The 16096-nt window shown below is 42.7% G+C and carries 14 protein-coding genes and 1 CRISPR repeat array; of the genes, 7 read left to right on the top strand and 7 right to left on the bottom strand.

The window, feature by feature from the left end; genetic code table 11:
• Window positions 1-230: 230 nt before the first annotated feature.
• Window positions 231-617, bottom strand: coding sequence for a hypothetical protein (locus PY364_RS19455; protein ID WP_275524978.1), 387 nt, complete (start codon window positions 615-617; stop codon window positions 231-233).
• Window positions 618-686: 69 nt separating this feature from the next.
• Window positions 687-1553, bottom strand: coding sequence for a hypothetical protein (locus PY364_RS19450; protein WP_275524977.1), 867 nt, complete (start codon window positions 1551-1553; stop codon window positions 687-689).
• 204 nt (window positions 1554-1757) lie between these two features.
• Here PY364_RS19450 and PY364_RS19440 point away from each other — a divergent pair, with 204 nt between their 5' ends.
• A complete protein-coding gene (locus PY364_RS19440; protein WP_275524975.1) occupies window positions 1758-2036 on the top strand; it encodes a hypothetical protein in 279 nt (92 codons plus the stop codon).
• Here PY364_RS19440 and PY364_RS19435 read toward each other — a convergent pair.
• Both PY364_RS19435 and glgP read right to left on the bottom strand, forming a co-directional pair.
• A complete protein-coding gene (locus PY364_RS19435) occupies window positions 2025-3230 on the bottom strand; it encodes an ISL3 family transposase (RefSeq protein WP_275524974.1) in 1206 nt (401 codons plus the stop codon). The genes PY364_RS19440 and PY364_RS19435 overlap by 12 nt on opposite strands.
• A 267-nt stretch (window positions 3231-3497) precedes the next feature.
• Window positions 3498-6056, bottom strand: a complete 2559-nt coding sequence (gene glgP, locus PY364_RS19430; protein WP_275524972.1) for an alpha-glucan family phosphorylase — start codon at window positions 6054-6056, stop codon at window positions 3498-3500.
• Window positions 6057-6253: 197 nt separating this feature from the next.
• Between glgP and PY364_RS19425 the strand changes: the two genes are divergently transcribed.
• The 3 genes from PY364_RS19425 to PY364_RS19415 all read left to right on the top strand — a co-directional run bounded on the left by PY364_RS19425 (window position 6254) and on the right by PY364_RS19415 (window position 9943).
• Complete coding sequence (locus tag PY364_RS19425; RefSeq protein ID WP_275524970.1) at window positions 6254-6847, top strand: hypothetical protein; 594 nt, start codon at window positions 6254-6256, stop codon at window positions 6845-6847.
• Between the two features lie 149 nt (window positions 6848-6996).
• A complete protein-coding gene (locus tag PY364_RS19420) occupies window positions 6997-8028 on the top strand; it encodes a M28 family peptidase (RefSeq protein WP_275524968.1) in 1032 nt (343 codons plus the stop codon).
• 151 nt (window positions 8029-8179) lie between these two features.
• The gene (locus tag PY364_RS19415; RefSeq protein WP_275524966.1) at window positions 8180-9943 is read left to right on the top strand and encodes an ABC-ATPase domain-containing protein; all 1764 of its coding nucleotides are present in this window, start codon (window positions 8180-8182) and stop codon (window positions 9941-9943) included.
• 199 nt (window positions 9944-10142) lie between these two features.
• Here the strand turns inward: PY364_RS19415 and PY364_RS19410 are convergent, their stop codons facing one another.
• On the bottom strand, window positions 10143-10340 hold the full coding sequence (locus PY364_RS19410) for a hypothetical protein (protein ID WP_275524964.1): 198 nt from the start codon (window positions 10338-10340) through the stop codon (window positions 10143-10145).
• Window positions 10341-10607: 267 nt separating this feature from the next.
• A complete protein-coding gene (locus PY364_RS19405) occupies window positions 10608-10943 on the bottom strand; it encodes a hypothetical protein (protein ID WP_275524962.1) in 336 nt (111 codons plus the stop codon).
• Between the two features lie 93 nt (window positions 10944-11036).
• Between PY364_RS19405 and PY364_RS19400 the strand changes: the two genes are divergently transcribed.
• The 3 genes from PY364_RS19400 to PY364_RS19390 all read left to right on the top strand — a co-directional run bounded on the left by PY364_RS19400 (window position 11037) and on the right by PY364_RS19390 (window position 12584).
• Window positions 11037-11264, top strand: coding sequence for a hypothetical protein (locus tag PY364_RS19400; RefSeq protein ID WP_275524961.1), 228 nt, complete (start codon window positions 11037-11039; stop codon window positions 11262-11264).
• Window positions 11265-11420: 156 nt separating this feature from the next.
• Window positions 11421-11939, top strand: coding sequence for an HNH endonuclease (locus PY364_RS19395; protein WP_275524960.1), 519 nt, complete (start codon window positions 11421-11423; stop codon window positions 11937-11939).
• 246 nt (window positions 11940-12185) lie between these two features.
• Window positions 12186-12584 (top strand): alr0857 family protein, encoded by a 399-nt coding sequence (locus PY364_RS19390; protein ID WP_275524958.1) that lies wholly within the window; start codon window positions 12186-12188, stop codon window positions 12582-12584.
• A gap of 314 nt (window positions 12585-12898) precedes the next feature.
• Window positions 12899-13892: direct repeats of the CRISPR family, unit length 37 nt; unit sequence GCCGCAATTAAACTAAATCCCTATTAGGGATTGAAAC.
• Window positions 13893-14118: 226 nt separating this feature from the next.
• On the opposite strand, the gene PY364_RS19385 is transcribed toward PY364_RS19390, so the two are convergent.
• A complete protein-coding gene (locus tag PY364_RS19385; protein ID WP_275524957.1) occupies window positions 14119-15879 on the bottom strand; it encodes a serine/threonine protein kinase in 1761 nt (586 codons plus the stop codon).
• Window positions 15880-16096 lie beyond the last annotated feature (217 nt).

Genomic DNA, 16096 nt, shown 5'->3' with positions numbered 1-16096 from the left:
GCCAACTACTACCAAGATGGTTGACGTAATACTTGCTACTGCGCTTGATTTGGTCAATATTAAGCAATTCAAAAACTGGTTTACAAGCTGCTGCTACTGTACTTCATAAACCTGGAATACGCTGTATATAGCGGTTCTCAGATAAATGAGGTATACAGAAACCCTGTATTGTCAAGCTTTCCAGGTCAAAATTCGTACCTCACCTTTTTGAGAAAGGCTATAAACATAAATTAATAAGGCTCAAACCTTCTGCTATCATAGTAAAAAGTTAAAAAAGTGCCGTCTTCAACTATCCCAATAATGATATCTAAAGTTTCTAAGAAGTAGGGACTACCAGATTCATCATCAGTGCTGATGACAGGTTTATCTAATAGGGCAATAACAATTCCTGGTTGATTTTTGTGTGGAAGCTTTCTATTTTTCAAGTTTTCCTTCCACTTCACGATTTGTCCAATTTCCAAAGATTCTTTCTTTAGAAAATTTTGACAAACTGATTTAAGCTGGGCGATATATTCCTCTCCATAGTTCTTTTCTTCCTCTTCATTAACATCTTTATCGCTATTTTTTTCCTGAAGATTTTTCATTATTGCAGTGAAAATATCTTGTTGCTTACTCATGCCAGTCCTTCCATTAACTAAAAATAGTTTAAACGCTACCTTTATATATACTTCGCAGTGTTACTTAGATTAACTTGCCCACTTATCAAGTCTAACATCGAATGGTATCTTGTTTAAAGAATCTTCAACTTTGTTAGGTAAAGTTCGCAGGTTTGACCTCTGTCCACTGGTAGAAGCTGTCAAGATAATACTCCACATGGCAGAGCTAATTTCATTCAATTTATTCATCTGACAAAAACCCTTATTTTTTTCATTACCCAATTTATCTACCGAGTAGATAGAACTGGGAGGCATTAGATACCAACTTGCTGGTACAACCTCTAGTAGCCACCAATCGAATAATTCACGTCGTCCGTTGGAACCGGGGAAGATTGCATAGCCCTCTAAACAATTCTCTAATATATCTAGTAATGATTCTAAGGATTGATTGTAATCCAAAGTTTTAATCGCACTCATATAAACATCTAATGCTTCAAATATTATTTGAAAATTTGGCACTTTTTTATTTGTATAATCAATTTGAATCCCATCTACTATAGCATTAAATTCTTCCTTTCTTAGAGCATTAAAAAACTTTCTTTTAGAATCCAGCATCTTTTCAAGATTTTCTAGGAGCCAGAGTTCTATCTTACTAATAGTTTTTTGTGGAATCAAGTTTAAGGGTTGATAATATTGAACAGTTGGTTCTACAACTGAAGCTAGTATCAGCGCCATCCAAACATAACGAATGTGGCTCAGTGTTTGGTTGTTACTCTGAAACACTTCCAAAATTTCATCTAAAGCATCTTGAAGTGAAGCTGCATCCTCTGCTTCTGGTTCATAGAGTTCTTCATAATGTTGCTGCCCTACCCTACTTAGCGTACCTTGGATGGATTTAGGCAATTGCCACAACAAGGACAACCTTTTTTCTGTAACACTGCTGTATTCCAAAGTCATAACTGATTTCTTCCTCTTTAAGATTCGCGTGGATACGGGTGATCCCAGAAAACTTCTATCTTTATGTGCGGGAACTTCTCCTCAAACTGTCTCAAAATGCTATTACAACTTTCACATGGCTGCAACTCAGTATACAGGTAGAGTTGACCTTCTACTTCAAGATCATAGAACATCTCAAGAGTATTAGCAATTTCTGACAAAATTTTGTACTCAGCATCAGTATCCATCATCCGCTGGGTTCGAGAATCAATGGCTGGCTCGAATTGTCCTCCTGCTGACTTCGGCTTTGGTATTTCCCTAATTGGACTTTTGTTGCCACCTCTAGATGTTGCTCCTGCACAAAAGGCTACACCTCCCTTAAGCTGTAGCTCAGCAAGTGCGACATTTCCTTTACCGACTGGTTTCTTAAGGTACTGCTGTCGGATTAAAACAGCATCAACTTGTAAGTCCTCTTTTCTGGGTCTTCCGTACTTACTGTGCTAAAATATTAGGTGAATGCCAAAAAAGTAAAGCTCTAACTTGAAAGTTTTGAAAATTTTTAAACCCAAATCCACAGCGTTTTAATAACTTTAACTTGTTGTTGATTCCTTCCACTATTCCGTTGGTCGTTCTTTGCTCAAAATAACCAACTATCTCAGGCAGCCACCGCTTAATTGTTTTTACACTTTTTTTGTAGTATGGTTCGGCTTTTTCTAACCAATCAATTAGTTCTAAAGTCCCTGATCCCACATTATGATTGTTTTCAAATAAGAGGTGAAACTCTTCTTTTAACAGGTGCATAATTCCTAGTAATGGTGAAGCTTTTTTAACTTGCTTTAATTTTTCTTTTTGTTTAGTAGATAACTGCTTTTCTGCTTTCAACAATGTATACTTACTTCCTTTTAAACCATCAAATAATTTAGCTCTTTCTTTGAGATTTAAAGAATCTGCCGTTTGTTTTTGGGAAATTCTAGCCTGATTCAACTCCTCATGAATCAATTTTGTGACATGAAATCTGTCTACTGTCACCTCAGCATTTGGACAAATTTTCTTTACCAATGATTTATAGTTTCCCGTCATATCCATACTTACTTCTTCTATCTGAGATAATACTTTTTCTCCCCAATTTAACATCACTTTTTCAATCTGAGACTGTTTTCGCTCTGAAACTAACCCAATTAATTTATGACTTTCTAAGTCTACTAAAACTACAATAAACTTGCCTTGACCTTTGACCAAACTAATTTCATCTATCCCTAACTTTCGCAAATATTGCACATCAACAGGCAAAATTGATTCAGCAACAAACATGACCATTGACTCAACTTCTTCTGCTGTTAATCCGTTGTTATGAGCGACATTCTTCAGATCACTATGAATAACTTGTTGGGTAATAGCTTCTGCATATCTATAAGTAAAACTTTTCTTCTCTGGCACAAAATCTAAAATCTCACTAAAAGGTTTTTGACAATTTTCACACTTAAATCTGCGTCGATTCACAGATAAAACTACTTCTCTATTACCTATTGGTAAATCTTTTACTAAATGTCGTTGATTTTGATGAAGACGATGACTTTTTTGGCCACAACGAGGACAAACTGCTGTTTTCTTATCCGATTTCACGAATAAAATTAATGTATCTTCTGTTTGTTGACTATTTTCTACTAAAACTTTCGGTAAATTTAGCAACTTCGTCATTAACCTATTCATAATACACTCGTTTGTTGGGTACTTACCTAATATTTTAGCACAGTAAGTACGGAAGACCCAGAGTAGGTCAGGTATAAGTCCAATAGGAAGAATAAATTGCAATATTAAAAATAACAATAAATTAATTTCTTTGCCCCAACCATGATTCCTATAGGAGCGGGTTCACAAATATCCGTAATCAAACACTCCTAGATATTGTAAACCCGCCCCTCACTCCTAACAATGGTTAATCAACCAAACTGGATATAACCAAAATCAAGAAGCCCAAAGAATCACGCCCACTTCATAAGGACTACTGAGATAATCGTGCTTAGGCAAAACCCGCATCGACAACCCCTGTAACCCACTCGAAATATAAGTAATATCAGCCGTGTAAATCGTCGAATTGCGAGCATCCTCTCCCACATACTCCATCACCACCGGCATCCCTCCAATAATTTGCCCATTAGTATCTAGAGCACCTTGATAGAGTTCCACTTGCACATCCGCAGGAGTCAACCCAGCTAGATTAATTCGAGCTTTCACAGTGATAGACTGATTAACCTTCACATCGACATCTTCAGAGACATCAACTGCCTCAATTTTGATGTCATACCACTTCTCAAGTAACTGTTTCTTCCACTCAGCTAACTCCTTAGCAGGAGCATAACTTTCAGAACTCATTCCGTAGAAGCGATCGCTAGCTGGAAAATACGCCCGCTGCGCGTAATCTTGTACCATCCGGGCCGTATTAAATAAAGGACAATTCAAGCGAATAGCATCCTTCATTTTTGCCACCCAACCGCGAGGAATCCCATCAGAATCGCGGTCATAAAATAGCGGTACAACTTCCTTCTCCATCAAATCATATAAAGCATTTGCCTCAACCTCATCTTGATACTCAATATCCTCATAAAACTCCCCATGACCAATCGCCCAACCAGTGCGAACATAATCCGCTTCATCCCACCAGCCATCTAAGATACTTAAATTCGGCAAACCATTCATCGAGGCCTTCATCCCCGAAGTACCAGAAGCCTCACGGGGACGACGCGGCGTATTTAACCAGACATCGCAACCCGCCACCATAAACCGAGAAACATTAATGTCGTAATTCGGGAGAAATACGATCGAATCGCGGACATCTTCCTCGCGGATGAAGTGAACAATATCACGGATCAATTCCTTACCCGGAATATCCATCGGGTGAGCCTTACCAGCGATTACAAATTGCACCCGTTGACCCTTTTCCCGCATAATTCGCTTAATACGATCGACATCGCGGAGGAACAAAGTAGCGCGTTTATAAGTAGCAAAACGACGAGCAAAACCAATTGTTAAAACACTAGGATCGAGAGCTTCTTGGGCCAGATCGAGTTCCTTTTGCGAAGAACCTCGATCGCGCAAACTCTTCACCAACCACTCCCGCGCAAACACCACCAACTCCAAACGACAGCGTTCGTGATTGCGCCACAACTCCTCATCAGGAATCGCAGACAAACGATCCCACAAACGATTATCCTTAGCCGTCATCTCCCAGTCAGGGCCAAGATAGCGATCGTACAATTCCTGAGTAGGTTTAGCCACACAACTACGAGCGTGTACCCCATTCGTAATCGACGTAATCGGCACTTCCTCCACAGGCAATCCCGGCCATAAATCCTGAAACATCGGGCGCGAAACTTTACCATGCAAAGCCGCTACACCATTGACAAAACTAGACATTTTAATTGCTAGAATTGCCATATTTAAAGGCGCAACCAAATCACCAGTATCTTCCCGGCCCAAAGCCAGAAATTCATCATGGGATAAACCAAAAATGTCAGCATAATCACTGACATAGTGCATCACCATATCCGGCTCAAACAAATCAAAACCAGCAGGGACAGGCGTATGAGTTGTAAACACGCTACTAGAAATAACAACCTGTTCCGCCGCCTCAAAACTCAAGTTTTCTTCCTCCATCAAATTGCGGATGCGTTCCAGGGCCATAAACGCTGCGTGGCCTTCATTCATGTGGTATGTTGTCACTTTCAGCCCCAAAGCTTTAAGCATTTTTACACCACCAATACCCAGCATAATTTCCTGGTGCATCCGCAGATCCTTATCGCCACCGTAAAGTTGATCGGTGATATCTTGGTCGTAGCGGTTGTTAGGTTCAATATTCGTATCTAGCAAGTACAAAGGTACAACACCCACTTGCACCCGCCAAATCCGGGCGTACACCTGACGGCCAGGATAGTCTACTGCAATTCGCAACTCCGAGCCGTCGGGATTGCGTTCTAGGTGCAGCGGCATATTATAGAAATCATTGATCGGGTAGCGCTCTTGCTGCCAACCATCGGCGTTAAGGTACTGGGAAAAATAGCCTTCCTGGTACAGCAAACCAACCCCTACAAGAGGCAAACCTAAATCGCTAGCAGATTTGAGGTGATCGCCCGCAAGTATGCCTAAGCCGCCAGAATAAATGGGCAGAGCTTTGACTAAGCCAAATTCCATCGAAAAGTAAGCGTAGCATTCCTGCTGCTTCGTACCGCGCTGTTTGCGATACCAAGCTCGGTTTTTGAGGTAATCGTCTAATTGGAGGGCTGCACGGTTCATTTGAGCCAGGAAGCCTTGATCTTCGGATACTTCCTGGAGTCGCTGCTGAGAAATGGTTCCCAGCATCAATACGGGGTTTTGGTTACTAGAGTCCCACAAGTCGCGATCGAGCCGACGGAACAAGTCTTTAGTCTCGACATTCCAATCCCAGTGCAAGTTGTAGGCAAGCTTGCGTAGAGGTTCTAGACTTGAGGGTAGCGAGGGAGAAACGTTAAATGTGCGAATTGGCTGCATGGACAAGGCCTCTAACTTCAGATACGCTTATCTTCTGCTGTGTTTAGCCTTAAGTCAGTTGTTCTTAACACTGTTTTGAGATATTCATTGAAATTGGCACTGGGGACTGGGGACTGGGAAGAAGGGGAAATTTGCCAGTTAACAGTTAACAGTTAACAGTTAACAATTTAAAATTGGTTGTCCCGTTCCTAAAAGTTATGAGCCAGACGATCGCACAAATCGAAGCAGAAATCGCTGTATTACAACCGGAAATCCCCTCCCTGCAAGGGGAACTGGACGAACTTCGCGAACAGCGCTCTTCATTCCGAGTTGCTGTTGCTTTCCCTAAAAATAACTCACCTGAAGCTCTTGCTCAATTTCATAAGCATAATGCTTCGGCTGCGGCTAATTGGGTGCAACAACTTAAGGAGATTGACAGAGCTATCCAAGCTCTAGAAGGTAAACTGAAGCAAAAACAAGTTTTACTAGCACATAAGCAGACTCAGTTGGATCAGTTACGTTCTCAGCAGGAATGGCTAGAACTTGAGCGACGGGTACAGGCGGGAGGAAAGCTTTTGCAATCTCAATCTCAAAAAATTAATCAGTTAGCCGCACAGCTAGAGGCGGAAATTCAGTCTTTTAAGGCAATTTACCAGGACGTGAATCCGATTTATTGCCAGTGGTTGCAAAAATCTGTGACTATTGTTGAATTTTCGGCAACGGCAATTCCTCACGTTTTCTTTCAAGGCAATAAGTTTGAACTGGGGAATAAGGAAATTGACTGGAATCAGGAATTGGAAGGTGAAAGCTAATGGCTAATGGCTAATGGCTAATGGCTAATTGCTAATGGCTAATGGCTAATGGCTAATTGCTAATTGCTAATTGCTAATTGCTAATTGCTAATTGCTAATTAAAGGCAGTACATACCAATTGAAAACTGTATTATGAATTAGAGTTGTGAATGAAGAATTTAATTTGGTTGGCGATTTTAATTCTGGTTGCTGTTGGGGTAGCTGGTTGGGGTTCTCACTCTTGGTATCCCTCAGTTGTACCAGAGGTGAAAGTCGATCGCACTGTGCATATTTCCCGAAACCCTACACCGCTAGATTCGTCTTACCAACAGCAGCTAGAATTGCCACAGGTTGACTCTGAGCGACTTTGGGGACACCTTGAAGCCTTGGCGGGAGAACGCTATGAGGATGGCGATCGCGATCGCACTCGAAATTACTTATCTCAACAATTGCAGGAAATGGGATTTTCACCAGTATTGCAGCCCTTTGATGGCGGTGTCAATCTCTTTGCTGAACGCAAAGGTACTGACCCGAAAGCGGGTAATATTTTAGTTGCTGCCCATTATGATACAGTGTTGCGATCGCCTGGAGTTGATGACAATGCTACTGGGGTGGCGGTAGTTTTGGAAGTCGCGCGACTTTTTGCCTCGAAATCAACACCTCGGACGCTACAAGTGGTATTATTCGATCGCGAAGAACTAGGACTTTTGGGTAGTTTGGCTTTCACTGGTAACAAGTCGCATTTAAAGGATTTACAAGGGGTGATAGTTTTGGATATGGTAGGTTATGCTTGCCGAACTCCCGGATGTCAAAAGTATCCAGAAGGGTTAGCTTATAGTCAATTTCTGGAAAGTGCAGGGGTGAAATCTCCAGACAAAGGAGAATTTATTGCGGTTGTAGGAGATGCCGAACACTTGCCATTACTCAACACTTTTTCTAAGTCTGTAAACACAGATTTACCAGCGGTTGTGAAGATTCCAGTTCCGCTTAAAGGTGTGTTAACACCGGATGTTTTACGGAGCGATCACGCACCTTTTTGGTATCAGGGAGTAGGTGCGGTGTTGGTGACGGATACGGCAAATTTGCGATCGCCGCACTATCACCAACCTACGGATAGTTTAGCAACTATTGATCGCCCTTTATTTACAGGTACGGCTCAAGTTGTTGTCAATGCTACTGCTAAATTATTAGTTGGTGGTTAGTTGTTAGTTGTTGATTGAATATTCGTTAAAATCGTTCGGCGATTGAAATCGCGGCTACACAAACTAAGTCCGCCTACGCGGACTAATGACAGGAAAAACGCTATGGATATTTGATTGAAAACTAACAATTAACAATTAACAATTAACCAAAATGAAGAATAAAGAGAGCCTGCGACAGCATTTATTACAACTTGACAATCGTGGCTACAAAGCCTATAAAGACATTCAAGGTAGTTACGATTTTTCTGACTTCAATCTAATTATTGATTACGTTCAAGGCGACCCTTTTGCATCTCCCAGTAAATTTCGAGTTCAAATACCTCAAAGTATTGCTAAATTTCCTCCTGAACTCTACATTACACCCAGCAGAGAAATCGCATTTAGAGATTATTTAACCCGACAATTTGATAAGATTGCTGGTACTGTTAGCGGTCGTCGCGGTACTGGCAAAAGCGGATTAATTGCTATTACTAAATTTGGACAAGAAGTTTTAGAAAGAACGTCAGTTTTTATTGACGATCAAATAGTAGAATTGCGCTTTGTCGTCGGACTACCAGCCGGAGGAAGGAGCATTTTAGGCCGTCAAGCTGCTGAAATGATCTGTGAAGATATCCCCTATATTGTTAACAAATCTCTCAAATATTCGGCCCTGAATCCGGCTGAATGTCTCCGTCATGTTGAAACTATAGAAGATGCTGAATGGCTGCGTCAACAATTAGCTGAAAAAGAATTAGTTGCTTTTATCGCTGATGGTGCAATTTTGCCTCGCCGCACTGGTGTTGATGACCGTCCTCTATTAGATAATGCCATAGCTTTTAAGTCGCCACCCTCCTTAGCAGTTGAGTTTAATTGTCCAAATCGTGGTAAAATTACAGGCATGGGTATCCCTGCTGGAGTAACTTTAATTGTCGGCGGTGGCTATCATGGCAAATCTACTTTACTGCTGGCCATTGAGTTGGGAGTTTACAATCATGTCCCTGGAGACGGACGCGAATTTGTTGTTACCAATCCGGCGGCGGTGAAAATTAGAGCTGAAGATGGTAGAAGTGTAATCGGTGTGGATATTTCGCCTTTTATTAACCAGTTACCTCAAGGTCGATCTACTACTCAATTTTCTACAGAAAATGCTAGCGGGAGTACATCACAAGCTGCTAATATTATCGAGGCTTTGGAAGCAGGAATTATTAAGAAAAATAGAGAGGCAAATTTAGTTTCTAGTCTCTCGTCAGTGCCAGTTTTATTGGTAGATGAAGATACAGCGGCGACTAACTTTATGATTCGCGATCGCAGAATGCAGGAACTAATCGCGAAAGATAAGGAACCGATTACACCTTTTATCGATAAAGTCAAGCAATTATACCAGGATTATGCAGTTTCCACAATCTTAGTGATGGGGGGAAGTGGCGATTATTTCGATGTGGCGGATACTGCGATCGCGATGGATAACTTTCAAGCCTATAATGTGACGGAAAAGGCTAAGGAAATCGCGATCGCTTACTCCACAAGTCGCACCGCTGAAGGTGGCGCACATTTTGGCAAAATTACTCAGCGAGTACCAATTCCCGCTAGTCTCGATCCTAGTCGCGGTAGGCGAGACGTGCGAGTTAAGGTTCGGGATGTGGATGAGGTAGCTTTTGGGACTGAAGATATTGATTTAGCTGCTGTTGAACAAATCGTCGATAGCGGACAATTGAGAGCGATCGCAGCGGCGATGGTTTATGCTAAGCAGGAATATATGGATGGAAAGCGGACTTTATCGGAAATTCTCGATCGCGTGATGGCCGACATTCAATCTCAGAGTATGGACATTTTATCACCTTTCCCCCAAGGAGATTTTGCCATGTTCCGGCGGCATGAATTAGCAGCAGCAATTAATCGGCTTCGGAGTTTATCAGTTGTTGCTGAAACGCGGTAAAATGGCTAACTGATTTATAATGCGAATGCGGCGGTTGAAACCGCTACTACACAAACGAAGTCCGCCTACGCGGACTAAAGGTATTTACAGTTAACAGTTACAGGACTTACGCAAAAACATCCGTAACGCCGCCATCTTGGCGGTAAAAGAACCGCCAAGATGGCGGCGTTACGTAAACCGTGCGTAAGTTCTGAGTTACTTAACCTAGCGTCAGTAATTGCGATGGAAAATCTACTTCTAAACGCATAGTTTGAAGCCATTGCAAACCAATCAAAGTTTCTGGCAATTCATCTCCAACGTGAACAGGAATTGTAAACTCTTGTCCGTTAAATATGACAGTACCGGCATAAATATCGAAAAATTGCTCTCCAATCTCCCCAAACTTACCTGAAATCATATTTTACCACAGGCTCCGGTTTTATTAAGCCGGAAAAAACCAACTCTGCTAGTAGGGTTTTTCTGACGAGCTTTTGAGATTGCTTCACTGCGTTCGCAATGACTAACAGAACTTAGGTATCGATCAATTGTAAGGTGGGCTACGTTTAATTATGTCCGACTACTTAGCAATTAGCGATTAGCAATTAGCCATTAGCAATTTTATTAATAATTCTGCCTCGTTCCCAGAGTAAAATCTAGGAACGAGAACACAAAAGAATACAAAAACTTAGCCGGCCAAACTTCCCATACTCAGCGGTACCATCTCTCCGTGTGCCGTCAGGCCTAATAACATGGGTTCATTCGGTCGAATTATCTCTCCAGTGAGGACGCAATGCTGCTCCTGCTCCGCTGTAGCTGTAAAGCTGGCTCGAATATCCGATCGCGAAAACTGGGCCCGAAAATCTCCAGATTTTTGTTGTACGAAATTCCAGAGGAGATCTCGAATCAAAGCTTGATAGCCTTGATTGCCGGCAATCTCCTTCAGCCTCTCCTTGAGCTCTCTTTCTAGGCGGATGCTGGTGACTTCCATTTCGGTGGTAGAGGTTCTAGGAAGGGTGTACATATTTTTTTCCTCAAATGGGTGGACATATCTGTAATATCAGTGTAGTATGTTTACAGCCAGATTTAAAGCCCTCTTTTAACTTTTTGCCTTCCTGTGAACTTACCCACCTCTTCAACCTATCGACCTAACACCAATCGCCTCAGCGGTGGTGCTGGTGGCTCGTGGTGCGTCTCGCACGCGAGTTTTGCAGGCAAACGCCTGTTTCGGGGAGGTTATAGTGAGTTAGGAGTGGCCCAAGAGATTAATACAGATTTGGAGCGTGGCGATTTATCAGTCGCAGGGACGCATAGGGCTCGACAAGCGGGAGGTATAGCAAGATAGCCGTACCTATATAGGAGAAAAAAATGTGCTTAGTAGCAGTTTTTTAAGCCCCCGCTTCTGATAAGAGAAGTGGGGGTTTATGATTTGAGATTTTGGATTTTGGATCGGGGATTGAAATCAAAACAAAATTGAAATATTGACAGGAGGAGTGGAGCCATGACATTTGCGACAGATGTATTAAGGCAATCCGTAGTGGTGTTTTCGAGGAATTATTTGCCGATGAGCCGCATTAATATTAAGCGGGCGATCGCGCTTTTGGTGGCTGGTAAGGCTGAACCTCTGGATTTTGCTACGGGTAATGGTTGGATCGTGCGATCGCCTAGTTTTGCCATCTGTGTACCGGAACAAATTCGCTTGACTTTTACAAGCAATGAACGGATTTGGAAGGTACCGCCGGTCAATCGCCGGGAAGTGTTGCGACGTGATAGCCACTCCTGTCAATACTGCGGTAGCAATAGGCGTTTGACGCTGGATCACGTTATGCCAAGGGCTCAGGGTGGAGGCCACACTTGGGACAATATCGTGACTGCTTGCGAAAAGTGCAATTCTATCAAGGGCGATCGCACTCCCTTACAAGCAGGAATGCCTTTGCGAACTAAACCGAAGGCTCCCATGCACCCCGCTGTTGCTTTTGCCGAAGTATTTTGGCACGAACATCAGATTGATAACTGTTAACTGTTAACTGTTAACTGGTAATGGGTAATGGGTAATTGGTAATTGGTAATTGGTAATTGCTAATGGCTAATTGCGAACTAAGGGTTATGAGTTTTGAGTGAAAATTTCAATCACATAACTTCAAACTTCCCAATTACCAATTACCTATTCCCCATAAACAATCTCGAATCAACAGTTAACAGTTAACAGTTAACAGTTAACAGTTAACTGTTAACAAATTAACAAGGAAAATTTTGGGCGGTCAGTATGCTGAAGTTGACTTATACTGAAACGGGCTTTAACTTAGAGCGTTTGGCTCAATCCCCTGAACAGTTAGTGGCGCTGCGGGTGATTTTGGCTATGCGAGTTGGCCAAAGTGTCTGCGTCGAGCCCAGCACTGCGGCATTTTTGCTGCCCGCGAATTTGTCGGCTTTGTCTCTGTTGGAGACGGAGGTGCGGCGGGATCGAAGTGATGCGATCGCGCTTTCTGTGGCTGATGCTGAGTATGTTGAGGTGACTCTGCGCGGTACTTGGCTATCGGTGGATGCTAAGGGCGCTGATGGTGTGTTTATGACTGTGTTGAGCGATCGCGCGGAGTTTTTGCTGGTGAAACTTTGGCACGAAGCCCAAGTGGGTGCTTCTGTGGTTAAGGAAGTTGGCGATTAATATATAGTTCTGGGGGCGGCTGGTTAAGTCGCCCTTTGACTTTTATGGGTGCTGATTGGGGGGGTTTGCGGGAATCGGTAGGTGTAAATTTTGAGGTGTAAATTTTGGGGCTGTATGGTTTGAGGGGTAAGGGTTTGAGGGCGATCGGTTGAAAAATCGATTCCCGCAATGTCTGAAATGCTTGCAGGGATTCGATTTGAAGGGAATTTTATTTTTGCCTCTTGACAAGTTGAAGTCTGGAATGGTACTTTAAGTTTAGTTTCCCGCAACTGCACCTTGAAAATTAAATACAGTAAGGGTTTCAAAACCAGGCGGCCGCAATTAAACTAAATCCCTATTAGGGATTGAAACTTAGCCTCTGAATTAAAGCGGGTACGCGCTGAGCCGCAATTAAACTAAATCCCTATTAGGGATTGAAACTCTGAAATTCCAGATGATTTAATCATCTTTGAAGCTGAAGCTACGCCGCAATTAAACTAAATCCCTATTAGGGATTGAAACAATGTTTTTTTACTTGGCTTATTCTTGATATCAAGCGGCCGCAATTAAACTAAATCCCTATTAGGGATTGAAACTTAGGTGCAGCGATTAAAGAACAACGGGATGAAGCCGCAATTAAACTAAATCCCTATTAGGGATTGAAACGAATTGCTGAGATTTTTAAGTCACACATTATAACGCCGCAATTAAACTAAATCCCTATTAGGGATTGAAACGGAGGAAGCGATCGCTAATAAAGATTGGGATTCAGTAGCGCCGCAATTAAACTAAATCCCTATTAGGGATTGAAACTTGAATTAGATAGTGAGTCTGTATCAATGTTTAATGAGCTGCCGCAATTAAACTAAATCCCTATTAGGGATTGAAACTTTTACTAGATACCAAGATTCAAAGCCTTGGTATCTATTGCCGCAATTAAACTAAATCCCTATTAGGGATTGAAACGCATCTAGGCGGATAGATTCATAGCTTCCGTCCGATCTTGTGCCGCAATTAAACTAAATCCCTATTAGGGATTGAAACTATGCGCCCAAGACCAAGCCGGGGAAAAATCGCCGCAATTAAACTAAATCCCTATTAGGGATTGAAACAATGCTTTTATCAATCCTGCTTGAGTCTTGTAATTGCCGCAATTAAACTAAATCCCTATTAGGGATTGAAACAAGGAGGAAGCTAATTTTAATCACGCAGTTAACGCCGCAATTAAACTAAATCCCTATTAGGGATTGAAACATCTAATAAATGCCATTTGTTGTAAGACTTCCTATTGCGCCGCAATTAAACTAAATCCCTATTAGGGATTGAAACTGGATCAAGAAGTGTTTTTCTTTTTTTATCGAAAGAAGCATAAGCCCTTCGGGCAGACTACGCCAACGCAGGGGTTTGGGATTGCTTCGCTGGGCTCGCAATGACATTATTTATTTTTGTCCAACTACTTACGAAGAAACCCGGTTTCTGGCCCCGGCGTGCCTAAATCCCGACCAATTACCAATTACCAACTACCAATTACCAATTACCAATTAACAATTACCAATTAGTGCAAATCTCGATCCCAAACACCGATATAAATGCGATCGCTATCATTGCGTACAATCTCACCTTTAAGTCCACTCTTGTTAAAATCAAAGCGATCCGTTCTCCGCTGCTGTACCGACCTAAAACCCTCCATAATTTCATTATTTGCCCCGCCTAACATCCCATTTAAAGTAGTTCGCACTACCAAATCATCCACAGATTGACCAAAAGAAGCCTCAGTTTGGCGTAGTTTCCCAGAATCGCGATCGTAAATATAGCCTAAAGTAATTTGATTCGGCAGCAATTCATAAGTTGCCGTGCGAGTATTTGGCCAAAAACCTCTATTTTTAATCTTAGTTGGTTGTCCCAATTCTCCGAGCACCTGACTTTCCGAAGTACCCACAGGAAATCCAGGTACTCTCGGTATTCTCTGGTAATTCGTCGCTGGATTTTCCGAGGGTTGCGGTTGGGGTGAAGGTGGTAATTGGGGCTCTATTGGTTCCTCAATAGGTGATTCCTGCGGTGTTGGGATTGGTATAGGTGTTGGGATGATTATAGGTGTTGGCGTTGGAGATTCAACAATTGGCGATGGAGTTGCAATTACAGGCGGCGGCGTTACGATCGCAGGAGGAGTTGGCGTAACTTCGGGACTAGGAGTCGGTTGCGGCCGATCGCGTTTTCTTTCCTCAACAACCGGACTAGGACGCTGCTTTACAGTACCAGATTCAGGCGATCGCGAAGTCCAGTTATTAATCAAAACCCCAGCAAAACCCACAACTCCAGCTAAAATAGCTGCGATCGCTACTAACGCCCAAAAAGCAAAAACCTTACAGCCACTTTTCTGAGGCCTTGCCGTTACCACAGGTGCAGCCGTAGCCACCCCTGAAATCAAACTAGGATGCTGCGGAATTACAGCCACCGTCGGCCCCGTACTCGACGAATTAGCCGCACTCACAGGCGAATTTACAGCCGTAGCAGGCAACATTGACAGCCACTCATCCACGCTAGACGGTCGATATTGAACCTCCACCGCCATACCCCGCATCACCGCCTGATTAACACCCACACTTAACTGCGGTTGTAAATCGCGAGGCGCAGGCATAGGTTGCTGATTTCGCAAAGTTGCCGGTACGGGTACTTGCGCCGTCAACAGCGTGTAAAGCGTCGCCGCCAAACCGTAAACATCCGTCGCCGCCGTCGGTTTGCCTTGGCGGAGATACTGTTCCATCGGCGCGTAGCCTTCTGATACCATATTGGTATGAACTTGCGTTACCCCTGGGGTAAATTCTCGCGCAATACCAAAATCAATCAACACTACATCAGTCGTACCTTGGCGCAAAATGATGTTTTGGGGCTTAATATCGCGGTGTAGCAAACCATTTTGATGGACTACCTTTAAGGCGGCCCCAACTTGGCGAATATAGTGAACTGCGATCGCTTCCGCTAGGGGATTGCTAGGAAAAACCACATCTGCTAAAGTCTGGCCAGGAATGTAATCCATGACCATAAAAGGCAAACCATCCTCAACAAAAAAGTCGCTAACTCGGACAATATGGGGGTGAGAGCACAAAGCCAACCTTCGCGCCTCATCTTGAAATTTAGCCTGAAATTCAGCAAAATTAGGATGTTGTCGCAAAGACTCATTCAGAGTTTTAACAACTACAGGCTGTCCCAAATATTGATGAGTCGCCCTGAAAGTAATGCCAAAACCACCTCGCCCTAGTTCTTGTTCTAGAGTATACTTACCGCCTTGTAACGTTTTACCGATTAATACATCCATCCTTAAAATCCTAAATTCTAAATCGATTAATACTCTAGCTTTCTGCGTTATATTCCTCTATTGTATTGACCTTCACAATGGGTAAGTCCTAAATCTGTCATTGCCAGCCTTGCGAAGCAATAGCAAGGTTTTGGGATTGCTTCGCAAGGCTCACAATGACAATAGGAATTAAGCAAAACGATCCGTAACGCCGCCATCCTGGCGGTATTCTTACCGC

The organism is Kamptonema sp. UHCC 0994 (genome assembly GCF_029167235.1).
In the GTDB taxonomy this organism is placed as follows: Bacteria; Cyanobacteriota; Cyanobacteriia; order Cyanobacteriales; family Microcoleaceae; genus Kamptonema.
Note: the sequence above shows the minus strand (reverse complement) of the source record. Positions and strands in the feature narration are given on the sequence as shown.